We start from the raw sequence: 21330 nt of genomic DNA, 5'->3' as shown, positions 1-21330 counted from the left end.
CAGGCGGTGAAGGTGTGTAGTTCGGGAACTGTCAGTCGCAGGGATGCGACTGCCAAGCCTCCAGGGATGGATTTACGGCGTGTTCCCGAACTACACGCCGATACCGCCGAAAGGGCTCACTCAGGATTGATTTCGAGGCCGATGTTGGAGATGCCTTCTTCGAGAGCGAGGGCTTTGAGTTCGTCACAGGTGGACAGCGGACTGCCTTCTTTTTCCAGCAGGTCGAGCATGGCATTTTGCAGCTCTACTTCAAATACCATCAGCGGATGGCCTTTAATGTCTTCTTCGTCAACACCGGATGCCAGCAGGTAGGCTTCCACACTACCCTGCGACAGCTTACTGACCACCACAGCCCCTTGCAGATCCTGCTTCAGCACAAGGCCAATCGCCGCAGCCAGAGCTATTGTCGCATCAATAGCAGGATAAACACCGAAGGTGTCGTAATCTGCGGTATCAGGGGTGACGCACTCTACTTTCTCAAGCTGAACAGAAAAGTTGATTTTGCTTTTCGGGCTGCGTACCGATTCCCACAACAAAGACAAACAGTTTTTGCAAACGCCCTCATCATCAAAGCCCGTGACTTCTTTAAATAACGCATAATTCGGTAACATCCGCTCCAGCAGCGCAGCGCTGAAGGCAACGGCACGCCATCCTTCCAGTTGTCTCACCCGTGCAAATGTAGACAGTTTTTTCATTATTGTATCGCTCCGGAAGCATGTTGAAAGTAATGGCTGACACCATCTAAAAACATTTGTATTGAAATCATCACCAGTATCATCCCCATCAGACGTTCCATGGCGGTTAAGCCGCGCTCACCCAATAAGCGGTGAAACACTTCAGAGAATAGCAAAATGATCGCGCTGATCACCCAGGCTGCCCCTAATGCAATCGTCCAGTCCGTCATTCTGTCCGGCGCCTGGTTAGCAATCAGAATCAGTGCAGCCAGGGTCGACGGTCCCGCAATCATAGGTATTGCCAGCGGAACAAGAAACGGCTCTTCACCCACGGCCAGCCCCAGCGCGTTACCCGACTGCGGAGGAAATATCATTTTCAGGGCAATCAGGAACAGAATGATACCACCGGCAATACTCACGGTTTCCTGACGGACATTCAGAAAATCCAACACAGCCTGACCGCTGAACAGAAATATCAGCAAAATGATAAGTGCAAATACCAGTTCCCTTACCAGTATGACGCGGCGTCGTTTAGGCTCGATGGTCTTCAGCACCGACATAAACACCGGCAGATTCCCCAGTGGATCCATGATCAGAAATAACATGATGGCCGCAGACCACGTATCCATGAAAGAAATTCTCCCCTAAAGTGTAATTGGACTTACCCGGACCCGCTGCTATGTTTAGATTTCCGGTTAAAAAACGGAAATTTAGCCAACAGCGTAAATAAGAATGATAGATAAGCGCAGGATTGTCGCATTTACGCGTTGATTTTACTATCTAATCAGACAGGAATGAGAACTATGAGTTTGATGTCTATTGAAGAAGTGGCGACATTTCTTGACGTACAGCCTATCCGCGTAGAGCGCCTTGAAAGAGAAAGCCTTTTAGTTGCAAAAGAGAAGGACAGCGAAGGTAAACCGCTGTTCGATAAGGGCGATGTGGAGCGTTATAAAGTGCTGGCTGAACGGTTAGGCGGCATCTGACCTGCTTCATTTTTAATTCAGAATGAAAAAGCCCCCCGCCTTATTCGTAAAGACCGGGGGCTTTTCTTTATCTGTCAATCAGTGTTCAGTACTGCTGCAACATTCGCGCGATACTGCGGATACCGATACCTGTTGCACCTGCCGGCATTTCCGGTGTAGCGCTGCCGTTGTAAGCTGCAGCCAGATCCAGGTGTACCCAGCCCTTACCTTCTTCATTAACAAAACGGGATAAGAAGCCGGCTGCATTTGAGGCGCCGCCACCACCGCCACCTTTCATCGGACGACTGTTGGCAGTATCAGCAAAAGCAGACGGACACTTATCCTGATGCCATTTTTCCAGCGGCAATGGCCAGAAGCCCTCCCCCTCGGCTTTACCTGCTTCAAGCATCGCTTGTCTGGCGTCATCATCCATACTGAAAACTGCATGGTAGTCATTCCCTAATGCAACCGTTGCCGCACCGGTCAGCGTTGCCGCGTTAATAATGAGGGGAGCACCGGTTTCAGTGGCACGGATCAAGCCATCAGCAAGCACCAGACGACCTTCTGCATCGGTATTGACGATTTCTACAGTAAGCCCGTTTTTATAGGTCAGTACATCGCCCAACTTGTATGCGTGACCGCTAATCAGGTTTTCAGCGCAACATAAAAGCAGTTTCACACGCTTTTTAAGCCCCTGGCTGATAGCCAGTCCAAGGGCTCCGGTTACTGTTGCCGCGCCGCCCATATCACATTTCATATCCAGCATCCCTTCACTGGATTTAATACTGTAACCACCACTGTCAAAGGTGATGCCTTTACCTACCAGCACAGCATCGACCGGTGCATCGTTGTTGCCGGTGGGGTTATAGTCCAGCTCCAGTAACACCGGCTGACGCTCGCTGCCACGACCCACGTTATAAATGCCGGTCCAGCCGGCTTTCTGTAGTGCTTCACCCACTGTCATACTGTAAGAGACCTTATCTCCGCCCAGCGACTGGATCCACTGTGCTGCACGACCTGCAAGGGTTTCAGGTGATAAATCTTCAGGGGTGTCGTTCACCAGACTGCGGGTAAATAACAAGGCAGCATACGCTTTATCTAACTCAGCAACATCGCCGGTGTCTGCCCAGCGGATTGAGCCGGGCTTTCTCGCACGGGTATAGCTCAGGGCAAAAGCCCATTGTTGCTCTTTAGACCAGTTACCGGTCAGCTGAACTTCAGCGATGCCGAGTCCGTCGATGCGACGGCCCGCCTGACGAATCAATCTTGTGCTGTCGCCATTTTCATTTACATGGATAACAGCACCGTCTGCTGTCATGCTTAATCTGGCATTTTCGCCCCAGTGAGCCGGTGCCTTTCCGGTGGAAAGTGACACAGAAAAAATCGACATAACAATTCCTTATTAGCTTGTTACAATGTGTTCTTTATCTTCAGACAATCAAATTGACTGGTTATTTGTATGCAGTTTACTACGCCTTTACTTCACGGAAAGCTTATTCGTCGTTACAAACGGTTTCTTGCCGATGTAACCCTGGATTCAGGCGAAGAAGTGGTTGCGCATTGTCCGAATACCGGTGCAATGACTGGCTGCGCCGAACCGGGTTACGAGGTCTGGCTCAGCCCGTCGAATAATCCCAAGCGCAAACTGGCCTACACCTGGGAGTTAGCAAGAACCTTTGACGGACACTTCATCGGCATCAATACACACAATGCTAATAAACTGGTAGCGGAAGCACTGGATAACAAGGCCATTGCCGAATTTTCTCATGTACAGGACTGGAAAGCAGAGGTGACACCACCCGGTGCCGACAGCCGCTTCGATTTTCGAATCACAACCGCCCGGGGCGATGCCTATATAGAAGTGAAGTCTGTCACTCTGCTGGAGGCGGGAAAAGGCTACTTTCCCGATGCCAGAACAACCCGCGGCGCCAAACACTGTGAGACACTGGGTAATCTGGCCGCAGCGGGCGTGCCGGCGACTCTGGTGTTTTGCGTGCAGCATACTGGTATACGTGAAGTACGGGTTGCAGAACATATTGATCCAAACTATGCCGCAGCCGTAAAGGTTGCGCACGATAAAGGAATGCAAATCATCGCTTTAGGTTGCGAAATCAACGAACAAAATATTAAGGTAAATCAATCACTACCAGTAATTTTGTGAAAAAGGGGTTGCAATTTCTCAAAGGAACGCCATATTTGCGGCTTGCTTTTTACCGTTGTGGTGCACAGACGCCACCGGCGTTTTGCATTCGAAGAGCAATGGATGCATTAAATAACGGAAGGGTAACTTTGACACCAAAGGTTGCCTGAACATAGCGATTCTGCTATAGATTCCCGGTTGTTCAGGACATATGGGTGTCGTAGTGTAGGAGATGTGGCACATGCCAACAGGAAAAGAAACGAAATCCCTGGGCCTTTTAGCCTTAGCCGGCCTTGAGCCTTACCAGCCAAAGCCTGACGAAGAATACATGAACGATGCGCAAATGGAGCATTTCCGTTTGTTGCTTAAAGCATGGCGTGATCAGTTGCGTGAAGAAGTAGACCGTACTGTAACGCACATGAAAGACGAAGCTGCCAACTTCCCTGATCCTGTCGACCGTGCAGCGCAGGAAGAAGAATTCAGCCTTGAACTGCGTACACGTGACCGCGAACGTAAACTGATTAAGAAAATCGAGAAAACCATGCGTCGCATTGAGGACGATGATTTCGGTTTCTGTGATCAGTGCGGTATCGAAATTGGTATCCGCCGTCTGGAAGCACGCCCTACAGCTGATTTATGTATCGACTGTAAAACAATGGCTGAAATCAAAGAAAAGCAGCTTCAGGGCTAACGCTTTTCTGATACTCAGGGCGCCGGTCTGAAACCCGCGCCTTAAGTCATTTTTACTCGTAATATTATGACGGGTCATCATTCTTATACCGGCAGATTTGCCCCTTCTCCCTCAGGTCCTCTTCATTTCGGTTCGCTGATAGCCGCCCTTGCCAGCTTTCTTGATGCCAGACATCATCACGGGCAGTGGTTACTGCGAATGGAAGACATAGACGAACCCCGCTGCGTTGGCGGTGCCGACAAACTCATTCTGGACACACTTGAAGCTCACCATCTTCACTGGGACGGTGAAGTCATGTATCAGTCCGCAGAACATGCCCGTTATCAGGCGCTCACAGACCAGTTTATCCGGCAAGGCCTGGCATACCGGTGCAGTTGCACGAGAAAGATGATTAAAGAAGCCGGCGGCACATACCCCGGCACCTGCAGAGATAAACATCTCACTGGTGACGGTACAGCAATCCGGTTAAAGATGACCTCTCCGGTCACCCGGTTTGATGATCGTATTATGGGACAGGTACACGTTACCGACGCCCACGCCCTTGAAGACACCGTGCTTAAACGTCGCGACGGATTATTTTCTTACAATCTGGTGGTGGTGGCCGACGATATACACCAGGGTGTTACCCATATAGTGCGGGGCAGCGATTTGCTTACCACAACGGCAACGCACTTAAGCCTTTACCGGTTACTGCAGGCAAGTGCCCCGGCGTATGCCCATGTTCCGGTGGCCTCTGTGTCTGAAGGTCGTAAACTGAGTAAGCAGAATCATGCTGCAGCCCTCAATAACTCAACACCGTCGGAAAACCTCGCCGCAGCACTGACCTTCTTAGGCTTAGCTCTTCCGGAAGATGGTATAAATGCCCCGCCGGCGGAAGTGCTACAATGGGCTGTTGAACACTGGGATTGTGATAGAATACCAAGGCAGCGCGAAATTATTGTCGCTGCGTCAGAATCCACTTATCATAGACCCTTTATTTTTTGTGGCATTTAATTTTTCGGAGACAGTATCATCATTACGCGCGTGTTTAAAACGGTAAAACGGGTATTAAGTAAAGACCCGGCCTCAGAAGCAACGATACAGGCCTATACCCTTCCCCGTGCCGAGCATGGTATTTCACGGGAAGACATCAGTGATAACGCGCTGAAAGTGCTGTACCGCCTGAATAAATCCGGTTTTGAAGCGTACCTGGTGGGTGGCTGTGTCCGCGACCTTATGCTGGGTAAACTGCCAAAAGACTTTGATGTCGTTACCAATGCCACACCGGAACAAATTAAAAGTCTGTTCAAAAACTGCCGGCTGATCGGCCGCCGTTTCCGTCTTGCCCACATTGTATTCGGCAGGGAAATCATTGAGGTTGCCACTTTCCGGGGTCACCACAGTGAAGGCGAATCAGACAATAAACTGGGTCAGCAGGACGCACAGGGCCAGCTGGTCCGGGATAACGTGTTCGGTACTATCGAAGAAGACGCCGAACGCCGTGACTTCACGTTCAATGCCATGTACTACAGCGTGGCTGACTTTACAGTTACCGACTTCGCCCGTGGCCGCGATGCCGTTAAAAACCGCGAAGTAGACTTAATTGGGGACCCGGAAACCCGCTACCGTGAAGATCCGGTTCGCATGCTGCGTGCTATCCGTTTTGCTGCCAAGCTGGATATGACGATTACGCCCCGCACAGCGAAGCCCATCCCTGAGCTGGCGCACTTACTGGCAAACATTCCGCCGGCAAGATTATTTGAAGAAACCCTGAAGCTGTTCCTCGGCGGCGCCGGTGTGCAAACCTTTCGCTTATTGCAGCAATACGGGCTGTTAACGCCGTTATTCCCGCAGTTAGAAAGCATCGCGAAAAACCCTGACAGCCGTGAGTGCCAGTTTATTCTTAAAGTACTGGAAAATACCGATGAGCGCATCAACAGCAACCAGCGGGTAACACCGGCTTTCCTGTACGCGGCATTGCTATGGTATCCGCTGGAAGAACATGCGCAGAAGCTGCAGGCAGAAAGCGGCCTGAATCAGCACGACGCCTTCAATATTGCCTCTGGTGAAGTGATTCACCGTCAGGTGCAACGTATTATGATCCCGAAACGTTTCTCCACGGTTATCCGGGATATCTGGATCCTGCAACAACGGTTACCACGACGCTTTGGCCGCCGTGCATTTCAGTTGCTGTCGCACCCTAAATTCCGTGCCGGTTATGACTTCCTGCATGCCCGCGGCGAAATTGAAGGTGGTAATACAATGGAACTGGCTGACTGGTGGACCGAATTCCAGCACGCTGACCAGGGTAAGCAGAAAAAGTTGCTGAACGCATTGCGCCAGTCGGAAGGCAGCAAGTCATCAGGCCCGCGAAAGCGACGCCGCCGCTCACCTGAAAAACGGGATGCCGGTAATGCATAAAGAACACGTTTACATTGGTCTGGGCAGTAATCTGGGCGATTCAGGTGCAACCCTTGAGGCTGCCACAAAGGCTATGGGCGAACTGACCGACACCCGTGTTCTGGCCCGTTCATCTCTGTATTGTTCCTCTCCTATGGGTCCGCAGGATCAACCGGACTATATTAACGCAGTGTGCCTGCTGGAAACGGCACTGGAACCCGTGGAACTATTACGGGCATTACAGAATATTGAAAACCGTCATGGCCGTGAGCGCAAAGGTGAGCGCTGGGGCCCCCGAACCCTTGATTTAGACATGCTGCTTTACGGCAACACCGAGATGAACACCGCTGAGTTAACCCTGCCTCACTATGGTATGGCCGCCAGGGAGTTTGTGATGGTGCCGCTGTTTGAAATTGCGCCATCGATGATCATGCCGGACGGTAACCCCATCGCCTTATGGGTGTCCCGCTGCAATCTTGAGGGACTTCGGCGTATAACGCCTTCCAATCAGTCTTAAAATCCGTATAGTTCGCAATCTGTTCAACACCCTCAGGGGTGTGTCAAATGAGGTTGTTCCCATGAAAAAAATCACCATTTCCGGTCTTCAAACCAAAAAAGCAGCCGGCGAGAAGATAACCGCCCTCACCGCCTATGACGCAAGCTTTGCCAAAATGTTCGATGAACAGAATATTGATGTCCTGCTTATCGGTGACTCACTGGGCATGGTGCTGCAAGGTGAAGAAGACACCCTGCCCGTCACCACAGACGATATCGCTTATCACACCCGCGCGGTGAGAAAAGGTACGAAACGGGCTTTTGTGCTTTCTGATATGCCTTTTATGTCTTATGACACACCTGAACATGCTTATCAGAACGCTGCCAGACTGATGGCTGCCGGTGCCAGCATGGTGAAAATTGAAGGCGGTGCGTGGCTGGCAGAGACTGTCAGAGGCCTGGTAGAGCGCAGTGTTCCTGTGTGCGGACACCTTGGTCTTACCCCGCAGTCGGTTCATGTTTTTGGCGGCTTTAAAGTACAGGGCCGTGAAGAAGATAAAGCAGCAAAACTCCTTGAAGATGCCCTTGCGCTGGAAAAAGCCGGCGCGCAGTTGCTGGTGCTGGAGTGTGTGCCGACCTCTCTAGGTAAAAAAGTGTCTGAAGCACTGTCCATTCCGGTTATCGGTATTGGTGCAGGAGCCGGTACTGACGGACAGATTCTGGTGATGCACGATATGTTCGGCATCTCAGCCAATTACATGCCGAAGTTCTCTAAGAACTTTCTGGCAGAAACCGGTGATATGCGAAAAGCGGTGCAAAAGTATATCAGCGATGTTCAAAGCGGTGCTTTCCCGGGCGCCTCTCACAGCTTCGAGTAATTCATGAAATCTCTGACAACGGTTGAAGACTTGCGTGCGCAACGCAGCGCATGGGTCCAGGCAGGTAAAACTGTCGGCTTTGTGCCGACGATGGGTAATTTACACAACGGCCATCTGCAGCTTGTGCGTGCAGCGAAAGCTGAGTGCGATATTGTGGTGGTATCGATTTTCGTCAATCCGATGCAATTCGGGAAAAATGAAGATCTGGATAACTATCCCCGCACACTGGATGCAGATAAAGAAAAGCTCGAAAGCCTTGGCGTGGATGCTGTTTTTCTGCCATCAGTGGCAGAAATGTATCCCAGAGGCCTTGAGCAGCAAACCTTTGTCGAAGTCCCGGGCATTTCCTCTATCCTTTGTGGCGAAAGTCGTCCGGGACATTTCCGTGGTGTCGCTACCATTGTTTGTAAACTGTTTAATATGGTTTCTCCGGATACCGCCTTTTTCGGTGAAAAGGATTTTCAGCAGTTGCAGGTTATCCGTCTGATGGCGAAAGACTTATCTATGGGTCTGTCAATCAAAGGGGTGCCGACGGAAAGAGAGGCCTCCGGCCTGGCAATGAGTTCACGCAACGGTTATCTCACGGCGCAGGAACGTGAAATTGCACCGGTTATTTATCAGCAACTGTGCGATATGAAAGCGGCAATTCTGGCTGGCGAGACTGATTTTAACTCACTCATATCGACAGTAAGTGCTCACATTAACAAGTCAGGGTTCCGCACGGATTACCTGGCAGTTAAAAATGCTGCTGACTTAACCGATGCGACTGCGGCGTCGACGGAGTTTGTTATCCTTGTCGCTGCGTATCTGGGCAACACCCGTCTCATCGACAATATTCACTTCAGCAAGTAGCGCAAGCACAAACAAAAGCCGCGCAAAGGAGAAATACCCTTGCGCGGCTTTTTTGATCCCGCAGCTAGCTGCGATGTTTCGGAGCTTACCGGAAGATATTAACCGGCGACCGCAGAAGGAATGGTTTTCTCCAGCTCTGTCCAGGCATGGCGGGCGCGGGCGATTTCAGACTGTTCCTGCAGAATATTCTTTAAATCCTGCTCTGTCGTCAGCGGATTGGCCAGCACTACACGAAATACAGTTACCGGCTTCGGATTCAGGTCCGGGTTTTCAAGACGGGTACGTGACACGAAGGATTTACCGGCTTCACGTTGCAGCTTTTGCACATTCACCACCAGCGCATCGATTTTATGATTCAGGCGTGCTTTCTCGTCATCAGTAGCGGTTTTCAGTTTTTCCTGTATAACCGGCGGACAAACGCGGTAAGTCAGCAAGGATAATGTAGGCGCTGTCACCAGTTCAAAATCAGGATGCTCTGAAATCATACGGGCGAAGGCTTTTGCCTTACTGATACTCTGGTCGATCAGCAGTTCATAACCCCGGCGGCCAAAGATATGTAATGACGCATACACCATCATCGCCATACCGTTTCTGGAGCCTTCCAGCGTTGTAGCACCTAAGTCTTTCGAACCCTGACGCAGAATATACTGAGCGTGATGACGCACAGCATTGGCGTCTTCAGGATTCTTAAACAGTGCCATACCAGCGCCCATGGGCACGTACATTTGCTTATGCGCATCAATGGTAACTGAATCTGCACGCTCTATGCCTTTAAGCTTGCTCCGGTGCGTACCGGAAAACAACGTAGCGCCACCCCAGGCAGCATCCACATGGAACCAGCAACCCAACTCGCGGGCCACATCTGCCAGCTCATCCAGCGGATCAACGTGACCGGTTTCCGTCGTACCACCAACACCAACCAGAGCCAGCAACTTATTGCCTTCTTCCTGATAGCGACGGCCTTCAGCCAGCGCCTGTTCAGGTGACAGGGTTTGTTGCGGGCATGGCAGGGTAATAAGGTTATCACGTCCGATCCCCAGCACATCCACGGCTTTGGACAATGAGTAGTGACCACGGCGGGAGCACATCACGCCCATCTGGTTAATACCATAATGGCGGTAAGCAGCAGCCAGACCTGACTTAGCCACACCAGCAAATTTCTTATCCGGCCCGAGAATTTTATTCCGTGCAACCCAAAGCGCTGTAATGTTTGCCACTGTACCACCAGAGCAGAACGCTCCCAGTGCATGCCTGGCGCTGTGCAAATACTGCTGATACCAGCTGTCTTCCTGGCCATAAACCAGGTTATGCATCATGCCCAGTACCTGCCGCTCAAGGGGTGTAAAGGCTTTCGACGTTTCGATTTTTACCAGATTTTGATTCAGGCCCACCAGCAATTTGGCCAGTGGCAAATGAAAATAGGGTAACGCAGAGGTCATATGACCAATAAAGGTCGGGGAATAGGTATTGACAGAATGGGCAACCAGCTTGTTCAGCAACGACTCAGCGTGAGAAGAAACAAACTCAGGAGATTCCGGCACAAAGGGATCAGAAAAGTCCTGCTCAACCTCTTCCAGCGACGTCTTTTTCGTCACTACGTGCTGAGACAGAAAATCCAGAATGTTATCGGACAAATGCTGTTCGATTTGTGCGAGCTTTGAGTCTTTGTGTTCAGGTTTAGTAAAGACCCGAAACAGATGTTTCAGACTGACTTGTGCTTCACCCACTCCACACACCTCTTAATTAAATTGGAGCAAACCGCGCTTCGCCACAGGCAAAGTACAACACCGGCTGCACCCTGACAAACATCGTCAGTGACAATGAAAACTTAGCACGCATCTTACAAAGTGCCGAACTTTACCCCGGAAACACGCCTGCGCCAAGTATAAGACGGATTAAACGGTAGTGATAATCACGCCAAATGACTTTAAATACCGCCCATCATTACGGTTTACACGAATATGTGAAAATAGAGAATGGGTAATCTGACAACGTCTGCTATAGTGAAAAGACAGGAATAGCCAGAGGCGAGTGACATGCCAATTCGTGAAATAACAGACAGCTACACTCTCGAATCTATTGTGCCTTACTTTCAGCCAATCGTCGATATCAGGTCAGAAATTGTATGGCGTTATGAATGCCTTGCACGGCTTGTTACGCCTGAGCAACGGGTTTTCCTCCCCAGCGATTTTCTGTACCTCATTGAGCGTAACAACCATATTCACCAACTGGCTGAAATGATGTTCTGCAAAAGTGCGGTGTATTTCGAAGAATCCAATACGCCCTGGAACATCAACCTGGATGCCTCTGATCTCAATAACGAAGAGCTGCTGAACTCGCTTATCACCCAACTTGCCAACTATCCGAATCCTTCACGGGTATGTGTGGAAGTCAGTGCTGACGTTGCCAACCACCATTATGAGACCCTCAAGCGCTTTATTGATAAATCTATGCACAGCGGTATGGGTGTGTTCATTGATAATCTGGGCAAAAGCAGCGGCAATGTGCGTAAACTGATGTCGCTGCCAATACGGGGCGTAAAACTGGACGGCGGCTTATTGCGCCGGCTCGACCACAGCGCAGAAATTGAGGATTTCATACTCAGTATCTGTGATCTCGCGAAAAGCCGGCATATGAGTATTGTTGCCGAACATGTCGAAGATGCCGATACCCTGGAAAAGGTGATGCAACTGCCGATTCAGTATGCGCAGGGCTTTGTATTCTGTGAACCGGCTCCGGTGCCGCGCAACAGTTCTGCCCACTGATCCCAGCCCCCGATACGGAACAGACAGAATAAAGGCCGGATTACCGGCCTTTATTGCTTCCAAATGTATTTAATCAGCTTCATCGTGACGGGTATTCAACCGCCAGCATGGCTGCCCGCTGCCACGGTACTTCCGCTCGAACGGGGTCATGTGGTTATCACCGGTGATTTCACTGATATCTCCGGATAAATCATAGTGACTTGCCGCGCGGGCAAATTCCATCAAATACAGGAACCAGTTGCTACGCACCTCAATATTGCTGCACAGCGCCATAATATCCACCATGGCAGCAGAAGCGTACCAGCGCTTTTGTACCTGAGACGGTTTCGGATAAGGATTAGGGTACAGCAAAAAGTGCTGCACAATATTCCAGTCCGCCGTGCGAGCCAGGCGCCAGAAATCATTCACATCTGCACGAAACACAGCGTAGTTCTGATTTTCTGACTGATAGTGCACGTGCTTATCTACTCTAAGCGCCGACTTATCAATACCAATAACTCTGGCATCAGGAAAGCGTTCAGCCAGGTTGGCCGTGCTTTCCCCTACCCCACAGCAGGAATCCAGAATCACATCGCCCTGCCAGTCATCCAGCCACGCACACACATTATCAAAAGATGCGCGGGTATGGTCACTCACCGGACGCTGATTTTCCGTGCGGCGGTACCGCTCAACCAGTTCATCGAGCTTCTCATGAATGCCCTGCTGATTACTCAGTACTTCTCGGGAATTACCGGTACTCACAGTTAACTCCGGATCCCGCGACCTTTTGTCAGCAGGTGATGCGCAACAGCGTAAAGCACCACGTTGAAGCCGACAAGAATGGCAATGGATACAGAAACATTAACGTCTGACACACCTAGAAAGCCGTAGCGAAAACCATTCACCATGTACACGATCGGGTTCGCCTTACTGACAATTTGCCAGAATTCCGGTAACAGCGTTAACGAGTAGAATACACCGCCCAGATAGGTCAGCGGGGTCAGCACAAAAGTGGGCACCATGCTGATATCATCAAAGGTTTTTGCAAATACCGCGTTCACCAGACCGGCGGTAGCAAATAAGGTCGAGGTAAGCAGCAAGGTAACCACAATAGCGGCCAGATTGTGAATTTGCACATCAACGAAAAACATTGATACACAGGTCACAATAATGCCGATCAAGATAGCACGGGCAACGCCGCCGCCCACGTAACCGAAAATGATCACCCAGGTCGGTACAGGAGCCACCAGCAATTCTTCAATATTGCGCTGGAATTTGGCACTGAAAAACGACGATGACACGTTTGAATAAGAGTTCGTGATCACAGACATCATGATCAGTCCGGGTACAATAAACTCCATATAGGTGAAGCCGCCCATCTGACCAATCCGTTCACCAATCAGACTACCGAAAATGACAAAATACAGTGTCATAGTAATTGCCGGCGGCACCAGTGTTTGTACCCAGATGCGCAGAAAGCGGGTACATTCTTTAATCCAGATAGTATTCAGCGCAATCCAGTTATTTTGTCCGTGCATGATTACGCCTCCTCTTTGGCTTTACGGCCATTCTCAACCAGGGTAACAAACAACTCTTCCAGACGGTTCGACTTGTTACGCATACTGAGCACCGGCACCGATTGCTCTGTTAACTGGGTAAATACCGGATTCAGCCCTTCAGTTTTCTCCACATCCACTTCCAGCGTATTTTCATCCAGCAAACGGTGAGTAAAACCTGAAATGACCGGCTTGTTGGCGTAATTGCCAAGATCCAGCACAAAGGTTTCCATGCTTAATTTGGCCAGCAGTGACTTCATGCTGGTGTTTTCCACTATTGTTCCCTTATCAATGATCGCGATATTGCGGCACAGCATTTCCGCTTCCTCGAGATAATGGGTTGTCAGGATGATAGTGATACCCTGCTCATTGATGGTTTTAAGGAAGTCCCACATGGAACGGCGGATTTCAATATCTACTCCGGCGGTGGGCTCATCCAGAATCAGCAATTTGGGTTCATGCATTAACGCCCGTGCAATCATCAGGCGACGCTTCATGCCCCCTGACAACGTGCGCGCAGCCATGTCTTTCTTTTCCCACAGGTCGAGCTGCTTTAAGTATTTTTCGGCCCGTTCTTTAGCCACGTTGCGGGGCACACCATAGTAACCCGCCTGATTCAGTACGATTTGCAGTACAGTTTCAAACTGGTTGAAGTTGAACTCCTGCGGCACGAGGCCAATGCAGGATTTAGCCTTTTCTTTTTCAGTATTCAGGTCGTACCCGAACACTTTCACATCGCCTTCGCTGGCGTTAACCAGTGAACTGATAATGCCGATGGTGGTGGATTTACCGGCACCGTTAGGTCCCAGCAGGGCAAAAAAATCACCCTCATCTACATGCAGGTTGACGCCGCGCAGTGCCTGCACGCCACCTTTGTAGATTTTCTTCAAATCTGTGATATCCAGCGCTTTCATGCTTTGCCTGTTTTGTTTTCATTAAGCCGTTAATAATAACATGAAAAAAGCGCCCGTTGCGGGCGCTAAACGTTGGGGTTGGGAGGATTAACGAAAGGAATTAGCGCTGTGCCGTCATAGCCTGTCCGGCTGGCAAGATTTGCATAACCACTTTGCGGTCGAAGAAGGTATTTTCTGCAGAAGAACGCTGACTGCCCGCTTCCCCGACAGCAAGCAGGGCAATTTTATCTTCACTCACTCCCCGCGCTGTGAGTGCCTGTTTAACCGCGCCGGCGCGCTGTTCTGACAGTGTCTGGTTAAAGGTGGCTTCACCGCGATAGTCCGCATAACCGGTTAACCGGATCCCCAGTCCTTCATGTTGCTTAAGCGCCTTCGCAATTAAATCAAGCTGCGTACTGTACAGTGCTTCGATATCGTCAGAGCCACTCTTAAACTGAATGGCACTCTCCATCGCCATCACCTGCTCTTCCGGATACGACGTCAAACCTACCTGAGTGATTGAAGCCTGAAGCTGCGCCGATTCCAGTGCATCTCTTACAGCCAGAAGCTGCTGTTGAGATTCAGTTAATGCAGCATTGCTGGCCACTAAATCAGCCTGTGTGTCTTTTAACTGTTCACTGGTTGCCTTGCTGTCGCCAATCACGGCCCCCAGAATACCGGCAACGCCGGCGCCAACAGGGCCTGCTACAATAGCACCGATAACCACACCGGTTCCTAATCCGACTGCCGCAGCTTTGTCTTTTTGTTCCTGATAATGCTTGTCGCTGGCTGCCAGTGCTACCGGGTTAACCATAAGCGCGATGATGCCTGCTAAAAGTACTTTTTTACCTGTCATGTTCATTTCCTTACCAGAGTGAGTGTTGATGGTAAGCATTAAACCGGCACAATCTGACCGTGCCCCCGGTGAAATGGGGAAAGGTGGCGAAGCATTGTGATAAATCGGGGCAATCTGGTCACCAGCACCACGCTACGCCGGTTAAACAGGGCAAATATGGCCAAAAAGTGGCGTTACGGGGGAATTTTGTCTTAATCAGGTATTGTTCAGTTTTCATGGTGTATAGTCATGCCACTGAAACTGAAAAGATTAATGACGATGCCAAGAACTATTGCTCTTGTAGAAGATGATGCTGCTATCAGGGAAAACTATATTGCTGCACTGCAGGCGCAGGGTTATCAGGTGAATGCCTATGCCGACAGACCATCCGCTTCTGCTGCTTTCTCACAGGCGCTCCCTGATCTGGCCATTATTGATATTGGCCTGAAAGAAGAAATGGAAGGCGGCTTTATGCTGTGTCAGCAATTGCGACAGCTATCCCAGACCATGCCGGTCATTTTCTTTACCGCCAGAGACAACGATGTGGATACCATCAGTGGACTGCGTATGGGAGCCGACGACTATCTGACAAAAGATATCAGTATGGCGCATCTGCTTGCACGTATCGCCGCCCTGTTCAGGCGCACGGATTTGTTGTCCTCGCCGAAGCAACAGAGCGAACAAATTCAGCTTGGTCATTTAAGTGTAGATGTCAGCCGCATGACAGTAAGCTGGAAGAACGAGCCGGTTGCCTTAACAGTCACAGAGTTCTGGATGCTGCATGCATTGATCAAACATCCCGGCCACGTAAAAAGCCGTCAACAGTTGATGGATGAATCACGGATGGTTGTCGACGACACCACCATAACGTCCCATATTAAGCGCATGCGCAAAAAGTTTATCCAGCTGGACAGTACCTTTGATCATATCGATACGGTGTATGGCATGGGTTATCGCTGGCAGGGCTGATTGTTCGTGAATTTACGCTTTTCTATCCGCCTGCAATTGCTGGTGCTGTCGCTATTTTTGTTCACCATCCCCTGGCTGGGTTACCGCTATGTGTGGGAGCTTGAACAATATTTGCGGACCGGGCAGGAGCAAACCATGATTGGTACAGCAAGAGCAGTGGCCACTGCGCTGCACGAACGCCCTGCCCTGTTTGACAGTCAGTCTGCCTATTTAAAAGATGTTCGCCCCGGTACTGATTTGTACGCTCCGCCCATCCCCACCCCCATTCAGCTGGATGGTAAATTCTCAGACTGGAATGCTGTCTCGGGTCTCAGTCAGCAATACGGTGAAGGTCAGGTGGTTTCCTGGTTTGGCAAAGTTGCGGATTTTCCGCCGGTCACACTGTCTTTTAATCATATGGTGGGACGCTACGGAAAATACCTGTATGCCATGTTTGATGTGCAGGATGACAGCGTTGTGTGGCGTGCATCTAACGCACTGGCCGTCGATCAGAGTGACCATTTACTGATCAGTGTTATTGCCGGTGACGGCGAACTGGAACGTTTTGTCATTGCACCTTACTCAGAAGGCTGGGTGAATGCATTTAAGCTGGACGACACGCCGGGGGGCTACAGAGCCACAGACAACGAACTGCGTATTCAGGGCCGCTGGCAACTAACCGGTGAGGGATACGGCATTGAACTGCGCTTTCCATTGAGTATGACCACAGGCGCTCTCGCCTTTGCGCTGGTTGATGTGGACGATCCGGCCAGCCGGGAGAAGCGCTACGCGGTGGGCACAGCGAATCCCAATCAGGCCGACGGCATGGGCACGGTACTGACGCCGTCGCCGGAAATTGAACGCATCCTCTCCGGTCTGAAATATGCCGATTCGCGAGTGTGGGTAGTCGATAACCACATGCGCGTACTGGCCAGAGCCGGCTCGATCCAGTCAGCCACCGGGTTTAAAGTACGCCGCCAGGAGCAACAGGGCTATCGCTGGTGGCAGTGGCTTGAGCAGCATGTTTTGCTGCCGCTTTATTATCATATTCTGACCCGTCCGCCAGCCGGATTTGTTGATGAGTTGCAGGGCGCGTATGCGCTGGCCGGAAAAGATATTTCCTCAGCGCTGTCCGGCACACCGGATTCCTTATGGCGGCTTTCTCCTGACAGTAAGGCCGTTATTCTTTCCGCCGCTTACCCTATTTATATTGAGGAAAACGTAATGGGTGCAGTGGTGGTTGAACAAACCACCAACGGCATCCGTACCTTGCGGAACCGTGCTCTGGAGCAACTTTTCCACGTAATCCTGGCAGTAATGCTGCTGGGCACCCTCAGTTTATTTCTGTTTGCTAACCGTATTTCTAACCGGGTGCGGACACTGAGAGACAACACTGAGGCAGTGATTGACGATAACGGCAAAATTGTTGGCAGTTTACCGGCAGTGCGCCGTGTAGATGAAATTGATGACTTGCATCAGTCCTTCGCCGGCGTGTTAAACCGTCTTCAGCAATACAATTCTTATCTGGAAAACATGGCCTCACGACTCTCCCACGAATTGCGGACGCCAATTGCCGTTGTACGTTCATCACTGGACACCATCAGCGAAGTGAAAGATCCTTCCCAGCAGTCTGTTCTGATTGGCCGGGCGCAAAGCGGCATCACCCGGTTAAGCACCATTTTAAACAGTATGAGTGAAGCCACACGACTGGAACATGCTATCGCTCAGGAAGACCCTGAACTGTTCGATGCAGCAGCTGTCGTTTCCGGCTGTATTGACGGCTACGCCCATGTTTTTTCTGAACGTACCTTCCAACTTAAAATCTCGCTGGAAGAGGCAAAATTACGGGGCTCAGGGGATTTATTCGCGCAGATGCTGGATAAAATTATCGCCAATGCGGTGGAGTTCAGCCACACCGGCGATACGATCACCGTGCACTTATGGCGGGAAGGAAAATCCGTAAAACTGTCGGTGACCAACCCGGGACCACCGTTACCCGATAACATGAACGACAACCTGTTGCAGTCGATGGTATCAGTGAGGCCGGATGAAGAACGCCACAAGTCCGCTGAACACCCTCACCTTGGTTTGGGGCTGTTTATTGCCAATATGATTGCCGGCTACCACAAAGGGCGTGTACAACTGAGTAACCTGCCGGACAACACCGGCGTTTGTGTTGTGGTGCAGTTGCCTCTGGCGGCCTAGAGATTTTTAATCATCGCCGCCAAGGTCAGGCACGTTTTTCATCAGCATGGCGGCCCGGCGGCGCGCCATGTTCTGTGCATATTTGCGGATGCTGACCGTGTTGTCTTTCTCATCCACAATTTCAATACCGAGAAGATGCTCAAGAATATCTTCCAGAGTAACAATTCCTTCCAGACCGCCGTATTCGTCCACTACCATGAAAATGTGCACCCGCCGTGTCATGAACAAATCAAGGACATTGGCAATAGGCATACTGCTCAATACCGTGATCATATCCCGCCGGTAGTCCTTCAGTTGTTTTTGCGTATTCCCTCTGGCGTAGGCCAGCAGTAAATCTGAACGCATAACAAACCCATGGATATGTTCACTGTCTTCGCCGGTGTAAACCGGTATGCGGGAGAACTCCATGTGAGCATGCTGATGGAAGAAGCCTTCCACTGTCATGGTTTCTGATAAGGAGAACATCGACGTACGGTGAGTCATGGCATCCCGCACCTTCACTTCATGCATATTCAGCATGTTTTTCAGAAAGGCGGTCTCCTTTTCGGCCAGTTGTCCTTCCTGCCACGACAACTCAGCCATTGCCTGCAATTCGTTGCGGCTCAGTCCTCTTAGCGGGCTTTCCTCTTTAAATCCTTTTGTGAGCTTTTCAGAAAACCATACAAAGGGGGTTAATAACCAGGTGAGGTATTTCAAAAACCATGCCGTCGGTGTCGCCAGTGCCCGCCAGTAGGTGGCACCCAGCGTCTTAGGAATGATTTCAGAAAAGATAAGAATGAGTAAGGTTAAAATCGCACTGATGATCCCCAGATACGCGTCGCCAAACACCACGGCGGCCTGTGCCCCCGCTCCCGCTGCTCCCATGGTATGGGCAATGGTATTTAATGTCAGAATGGCGGATAAGGGCTTGTTGATATCATCGGTTAATCCCCGCAGCAATTTACCGGAAGGTGCGCCTTCCTTTTCCAGCACTGAAATATAGGCAGAAGAAATACTCAGGATCACCGCCTCAGCTATCGAGCAAAGAAATGAAAAGCCCAGCGCTATTAAAATATAAACAATCAGCAGAAACATAGAGTTGCTAAACCCGTTAATTAGACGCGAAAAATAACCATAACGTATCTGCAGGCAGTTTGCAGATATTCTGTTGTCCACCTGTGCAAACAAAACAGCCGGCAAGTGCCGGCTGTTTAATTTCAGTAAGGATGCATGCTTAAGCTTGCTGTTTTTCCCGCTTGAATTTAGCGATAACAGACCAGGCTTCCAGCATAACCAGCACACTGACAACCAGTACCACGGCATCCAGGAATACCAGCAGGTAATTTTCCGCTGCCCAGTATTCCTGAAGCTTAATGACACCGGCAAAGAATGCCATCACCAGAACAAACGTCATCGGAATAAGCGTGTATATGGCCGGGCGGTTCATTTTGATCAACATCACCGAGATAACCAGCAATGTTAGCGAAGCCAGGATTTGGTTAGTCGACCCGAACAATGGCCAGATGATCATACCGCCGGAACCGGATGCGCCACCGGCACCGAATGACAGCAGCAAACAGGTACCCACTGCAACCAGCGTAGCGACAACACCATTTTTAAGGATATTAAGGTTATAAATCTCGCCCCACTCCTGGATGATGTAACGTTGTAAACGTACACCTGAGTCCATGGTAGTACCGGCAAACAGCACAACCATAACGGCCAGAATGGTAGATGAGAAATCTACCGGTAGTCCCCAGCCTTGCTGGATAAGGTTTGCACCACCGGTAATGAAGGCAGCAACACTGCCGTCGCCAAGGTGACTGTACACTTCATGCCATTCTTCAGGGGAAGCAGCTAAGGCTACGCCACTTACTGCAACGATGGTGATAAGTGCAAGACTTCCCTCGCCTACGGCACCGAGATAACCAACGAAACGGGCATCCGTTTCTTTATTCAACTGCTTGGAGCTGGTACCGGAAGATACAATGCCGTGGAAACCGGAAACAGCACCACAGGCAATAGTCACGAACAGCAGCGGGATAAGGCTCGGTGTATCAATAGCGGTTTGCGTATTGAACGCCGGTGCAGTGATATCCGGCATAGACATAAATACCGCTCCGTAAAGCAGCAGTAAGCCAACCAGTAACTGCATACCGTTGATAAAATCACGTGGTTGCAGCAGCATCCAGACCGGTAACAGCGATGCAATGGCAGCATAGATGAACAGAATAATAATCCAGTTGGCATTAGCGGATAAACCAAACATGGTTTCCGGCAGCTCAAGAGGGATATAACTGCCCGCATAAACCGACGCATAAAGCACAATAATACCAACCACACACATGGGAATGAGGCTGAAATTGCGCTTAAGTAACTGACCAATCACCAGGGCAACAACAATCGCCATCCAGGCAGGGAAAACCGCGTTAGGCTGAGAGACAAACGACTTGGCAATCACCACGCCGAATACCGCATTTACCATCAGCAGTACCAGGAAGATGACGACCATGAAAAGCGCACGGGAGCGTTTCCCGATAACACTTTCAGACAGCGCCCCCATGGACTTCCCTTTATGGCGGTTACTCGCCCACAAAGCGCCCATATCATGAACACCGGCGAAGAAAATGGTACCGAATACCACCCACAGAACGGCCGGAACCCAACCCCAATATACGGCGATAGCCGGCCCGACTATGGGAGCAGCACCGGCTACGGAGGTAAAGTGGTGGCCCCATAAAACAACTTTGTTTGTGGGCACGTAATCGACTCCGTCACGCAGTTCGTGAGCAGGTGTCACAAAACTGTCGTCGAGACGGAAAATCTTATCGGCAATGAACCTGGAGTATACAAACCATCCTAGTAGCATGCCTATGATGCCAAGGACGACGATCATTATTGACTGCATAGATTAATCCTGAGTTAGAGGGTACGTTGTTATCATTATTTAAAGTAACGAAATGTACACTGAGTTGTGAAGCTTTTTTATACAGCATTGACAGGCGTGTGACGACACATCCTGATAATTTACAAGCTGTTAAATTTTACCTGCGTACATAATGCATTACAGTTCATTCACCTGAATAAATGCAACAC

At 50.3% G+C, this 21330-nt stretch carries 21 protein-coding genes; 11 read left to right on the top strand and 10 right to left on the bottom strand.

The features are described from left to right. Window positions 1-116: 116 nt before the first annotated feature. Window positions 117-695: a YjaG family protein gene (locus DS731_RS02920; protein WP_119499921.1), complete on the bottom strand. Its 579-nt coding sequence runs from the start codon at window positions 693-695 to the stop codon at window positions 117-119. Further along, on the bottom strand, window positions 695-1303 hold the full coding sequence (locus tag DS731_RS02915) for a YhgN family NAAT transporter (protein ID WP_119499920.1): 609 nt from the start codon (window positions 1301-1303) through the stop codon (window positions 695-697). Before DS731_RS02915 ends, DS731_RS02920 begins: the two co-directional genes overlap by 1 nt. Window positions 1304-1477: 174 nt before the next feature. Here DS731_RS02915 and DS731_RS02910 point away from each other — a divergent pair, with 174 nt between their 5' ends. Then, window positions 1478-1660, top strand: coding sequence for a helix-turn-helix domain-containing protein (locus tag DS731_RS02910; RefSeq protein ID WP_119499919.1), 183 nt, complete (start codon window positions 1478-1480; stop codon window positions 1658-1660). Window positions 1661-1745: 85 nt separating this feature from the next. On the opposite strand, the gene pepB is transcribed toward DS731_RS02910, so the two are convergent. After that, window positions 1746-3029, bottom strand: coding sequence for an aminopeptidase PepB (pepB, locus tag DS731_RS02905; protein ID WP_119499918.1), 1284 nt, complete (start codon window positions 3027-3029; stop codon window positions 1746-1748). A gap of 69 nt (window positions 3030-3098) precedes the next feature. On the opposite strand from pepB, the gene sfsA reads away from it, so the two are divergent. The 7 genes from sfsA to panC all read left to right on the top strand — a co-directional run bounded on the left by sfsA (window position 3099) and on the right by panC (window position 9074). Continuing rightward, window positions 3099-3800, top strand: coding sequence for a DNA/RNA nuclease SfsA (sfsA, locus tag DS731_RS02900; RefSeq protein WP_119499917.1), 702 nt, complete (start codon window positions 3099-3101; stop codon window positions 3798-3800). 220 nt (window positions 3801-4020) lie between these two features. Further along, entirely contained in the window at window positions 4021-4470 is a 450-nt protein-coding gene (dksA, locus tag DS731_RS02895) for an RNA polymerase-binding protein DksA (RefSeq protein WP_119503274.1), read from the top strand. A 66-nt stretch (window positions 4471-4536) separates the two neighbouring features. Beyond that, window positions 4537-5463, top strand: a complete 927-nt coding sequence (gene gluQRS / locus DS731_RS02890) for a tRNA glutamyl-Q(34) synthetase GluQRS (RefSeq protein WP_119499916.1) — start codon at window positions 4537-4539, stop codon at window positions 5461-5463. Between the two features lie 84 nt (window positions 5464-5547). Continuing rightward, complete coding sequence (gene pcnB / locus DS731_RS02885; RefSeq protein WP_119503273.1) at window positions 5548-6870, top strand: polynucleotide adenylyltransferase PcnB; 1323 nt, start codon at window positions 5548-5550, stop codon at window positions 6868-6870. Then, on the top strand, window positions 6863-7366 hold the full coding sequence (gene folK, locus DS731_RS02880; RefSeq protein WP_119499915.1) for a 2-amino-4-hydroxy-6-hydroxymethyldihydropteridine diphosphokinase: 504 nt from the start codon (window positions 6863-6865) through the stop codon (window positions 7364-7366). The genes pcnB and folK overlap by 8 nt, the downstream gene beginning before the upstream one ends. Before the next feature lie 61 nt (window positions 7367-7427). Beyond that, complete coding sequence (gene panB / locus DS731_RS02875; RefSeq protein WP_119499914.1) at window positions 7428-8222, top strand: 3-methyl-2-oxobutanoate hydroxymethyltransferase; 795 nt, start codon at window positions 7428-7430, stop codon at window positions 8220-8222. A gap of 3 nt (window positions 8223-8225) precedes the next feature. Continuing rightward, entirely contained in the window at window positions 8226-9074 is an 849-nt protein-coding gene (gene panC / locus DS731_RS02870) for a pantoate--beta-alanine ligase (RefSeq protein ID WP_119499913.1), read from the top strand. A 98-nt stretch (window positions 9075-9172) separates the two neighbouring features. On the opposite strand, the gene panP is transcribed toward panC, so the two are convergent. Continuing rightward, window positions 9173-10801: a pyridoxal-dependent aspartate 1-decarboxylase PanP gene (panP, locus tag DS731_RS02865; protein ID WP_119499912.1), complete on the bottom strand. Its 1629-nt coding sequence runs from the start codon at window positions 10799-10801 to the stop codon at window positions 9173-9175. Between the two features lie 309 nt (window positions 10802-11110). On the opposite strand from panP, the gene DS731_RS02860 reads away from it, so the two are divergent. Beyond that, the gene (locus tag DS731_RS02860; RefSeq protein ID WP_119499911.1) at window positions 11111-11839 is read left to right on the top strand and encodes an EAL domain-containing protein; all 729 of its coding nucleotides are present in this window, start codon (window positions 11111-11113) and stop codon (window positions 11837-11839) included. Window positions 11840-11908: 69 nt separating this feature from the next. Here the strand turns inward: DS731_RS02860 and trmB are convergent, their stop codons facing one another. The 4 genes from trmB to pdsO all read right to left on the bottom strand — a co-directional run bounded on the left by trmB (window position 11909) and on the right by pdsO (window position 15123). After that, window positions 11909-12580 carry a tRNA (guanine(46)-N(7))-methyltransferase TrmB gene (trmB, locus tag DS731_RS02855; RefSeq protein ID WP_119499910.1) on the bottom strand — a complete coding sequence of 224 codons (672 nt, stop codon included), beginning with the start codon at window positions 12578-12580 and terminating at the stop codon, window positions 11909-11911. A 2-nt stretch (window positions 12581-12582) separates the two neighbouring features. Next, complete coding sequence (locus DS731_RS02850) at window positions 12583-13356, bottom strand: ABC transporter permease (RefSeq protein ID WP_119499909.1); 774 nt, start codon at window positions 13354-13356, stop codon at window positions 12583-12585. A gap of 2 nt (window positions 13357-13358) precedes the next feature. Beyond that, window positions 13359-14288 carry an ABC transporter ATP-binding protein gene (locus tag DS731_RS02845; RefSeq protein WP_119499908.1) on the bottom strand — a complete coding sequence of 310 codons (930 nt, stop codon included), beginning with the start codon at window positions 14286-14288 and terminating at the stop codon, window positions 13359-13361. A gap of 100 nt (window positions 14289-14388) precedes the next feature. Beyond that, window positions 14389-15123, bottom strand: a complete 735-nt coding sequence (gene pdsO, locus DS731_RS02840) for a sortase-associated OmpA-like protein PdsO (protein WP_161599081.1) — start codon at window positions 15121-15123, stop codon at window positions 14389-14391. Between the two features lie 258 nt (window positions 15124-15381). Here pdsO and pdsR point away from each other — a divergent pair, with 258 nt between their 5' ends. Both pdsR and pdsS read left to right on the top strand, forming a co-directional pair. Then, complete coding sequence (gene pdsR / locus DS731_RS02835; RefSeq protein WP_119503272.1) at window positions 15382-16071, top strand: proteobacterial dedicated sortase system response regulator; 690 nt, start codon at window positions 15382-15384, stop codon at window positions 16069-16071. Window positions 16072-16077: 6 nt separating this feature from the next. Next, window positions 16078-18255: a proteobacterial dedicated sortase system histidine kinase gene (gene pdsS / locus DS731_RS02830; protein ID WP_119503271.1), complete on the top strand. Its 2178-nt coding sequence runs from the start codon at window positions 16078-16080 to the stop codon at window positions 18253-18255. 6 nt (window positions 18256-18261) lie between these two features. Here the strand turns inward: pdsS and DS731_RS02825 are convergent, their stop codons facing one another. Both DS731_RS02825 and DS731_RS02820 read right to left on the bottom strand, forming a co-directional pair. Beyond that, on the bottom strand, window positions 18262-19329 hold the full coding sequence (locus DS731_RS02825) for a CNNM domain-containing protein (RefSeq protein WP_119499906.1): 1068 nt from the start codon (window positions 19327-19329) through the stop codon (window positions 18262-18264). A gap of 139 nt (window positions 19330-19468) precedes the next feature. Further along, on the bottom strand, window positions 19469-21142 hold the full coding sequence (locus DS731_RS02820) for a carbon starvation CstA family protein (RefSeq protein WP_119499905.1): 1674 nt from the start codon (window positions 21140-21142) through the stop codon (window positions 19469-19471). Between the last annotated feature and the right edge of the window lie 188 nt (window positions 21143-21330).

Origin of the sequence: Alteromonas sp. RKMC-009 (assembly GCF_003584565.2) — a bacterium.
Taxonomy (GTDB): Bacteria; Pseudomonadota; Gammaproteobacteria; order Enterobacterales; family Alteromonadaceae; genus Alteromonas.
Note: the sequence above shows the minus strand (reverse complement) of the source record. Positions and strands in the feature narration are given on the sequence as shown.

What these genes read in the sequence shown, in the direction of transcription:
- pdsR (WP_119503272.1), top strand. Translation starts at nt 15,382, where the DNA reads ATGCCAAGAACTATTGCTCTTGTAGAAGATGATGCTGCTATCAGGGAA.
- DS731_RS02915 (WP_119499920.1), bottom strand. Translation starts at nt 1,303, where the DNA reads ATGGATACGTGGTCTGCGGCCATCATGTTATTTCTGATCATGGATCCA.
- dksA (WP_119503274.1), top strand. Translation starts at nt 4,021, where the DNA reads ATGCCAACAGGAAAAGAAACGAAATCCCTGGGCCTTTTAGCCTTAGCC.
- folK (WP_119499915.1), top strand. Translation starts at nt 6,863, where the DNA reads ATGCATAAAGAACACGTTTACATTGGTCTGGGCAGTAATCTGGGCGAT.
- DS731_RS02845 (WP_119499908.1), bottom strand. Translation starts at nt 14,288, where the DNA reads ATGAAAGCGCTGGATATCACAGATTTGAAGAAAATCTACAAAGGTGGC.
- DS731_RS02825 (WP_119499906.1), bottom strand. Translation starts at nt 19,329, where the DNA reads ATGTTTCTGCTGATTGTTTATATTTTAATAGCGCTGGGCTTTTCATTT.
- panB (WP_119499914.1), top strand. Translation starts at nt 7,428, where the DNA reads ATGAAAAAAATCACCATTTCCGGTCTTCAAACCAAAAAAGCAGCCGGC.
- panC (WP_119499913.1), top strand. Translation starts at nt 8,226, where the DNA reads ATGAAATCTCTGACAACGGTTGAAGACTTGCGTGCGCAACGCAGCGCA.
- DS731_RS02820 (WP_119499905.1), bottom strand. Translation starts at nt 21,142, where the DNA reads ATGCAGTCAATAATGATCGTCGTCCTTGGCATCATAGGCATGCTACTA.
- DS731_RS02910 (WP_119499919.1), top strand. Translation starts at nt 1,478, where the DNA reads ATGAGTTTGATGTCTATTGAAGAAGTGGCGACATTTCTTGACGTACAG.
- DS731_RS02920 (WP_119499921.1), bottom strand. Translation starts at nt 695, where the DNA reads ATGAAAAAACTGTCTACATTTGCACGGGTGAGACAACTGGAAGGATGG.
- sfsA (WP_119499917.1), top strand. Translation starts at nt 3,099, where the DNA reads ATGCAGTTTACTACGCCTTTACTTCACGGAAAGCTTATTCGTCGTTAC.
- pepB (WP_119499918.1), bottom strand. Translation starts at nt 3,029, where the DNA reads ATGTCGATTTTTTCTGTGTCACTTTCCACCGGAAAGGCACCGGCTCAC.
- pdsO (WP_161599081.1), bottom strand. Translation starts at nt 15,123, where the DNA reads ATGACAGGTAAAAAAGTACTTTTAGCAGGCATCATCGCGCTTATGGTT.
- DS731_RS02860 (WP_119499911.1), top strand. Translation starts at nt 11,111, where the DNA reads ATGCCAATTCGTGAAATAACAGACAGCTACACTCTCGAATCTATTGTG.
- gluQRS (WP_119499916.1), top strand. Translation starts at nt 4,537, where the DNA reads ATGACGGGTCATCATTCTTATACCGGCAGATTTGCCCCTTCTCCCTCA.
- DS731_RS02850 (WP_119499909.1), bottom strand. Translation starts at nt 13,356, where the DNA reads ATGCACGGACAAAATAACTGGATTGCGCTGAATACTATCTGGATTAAA.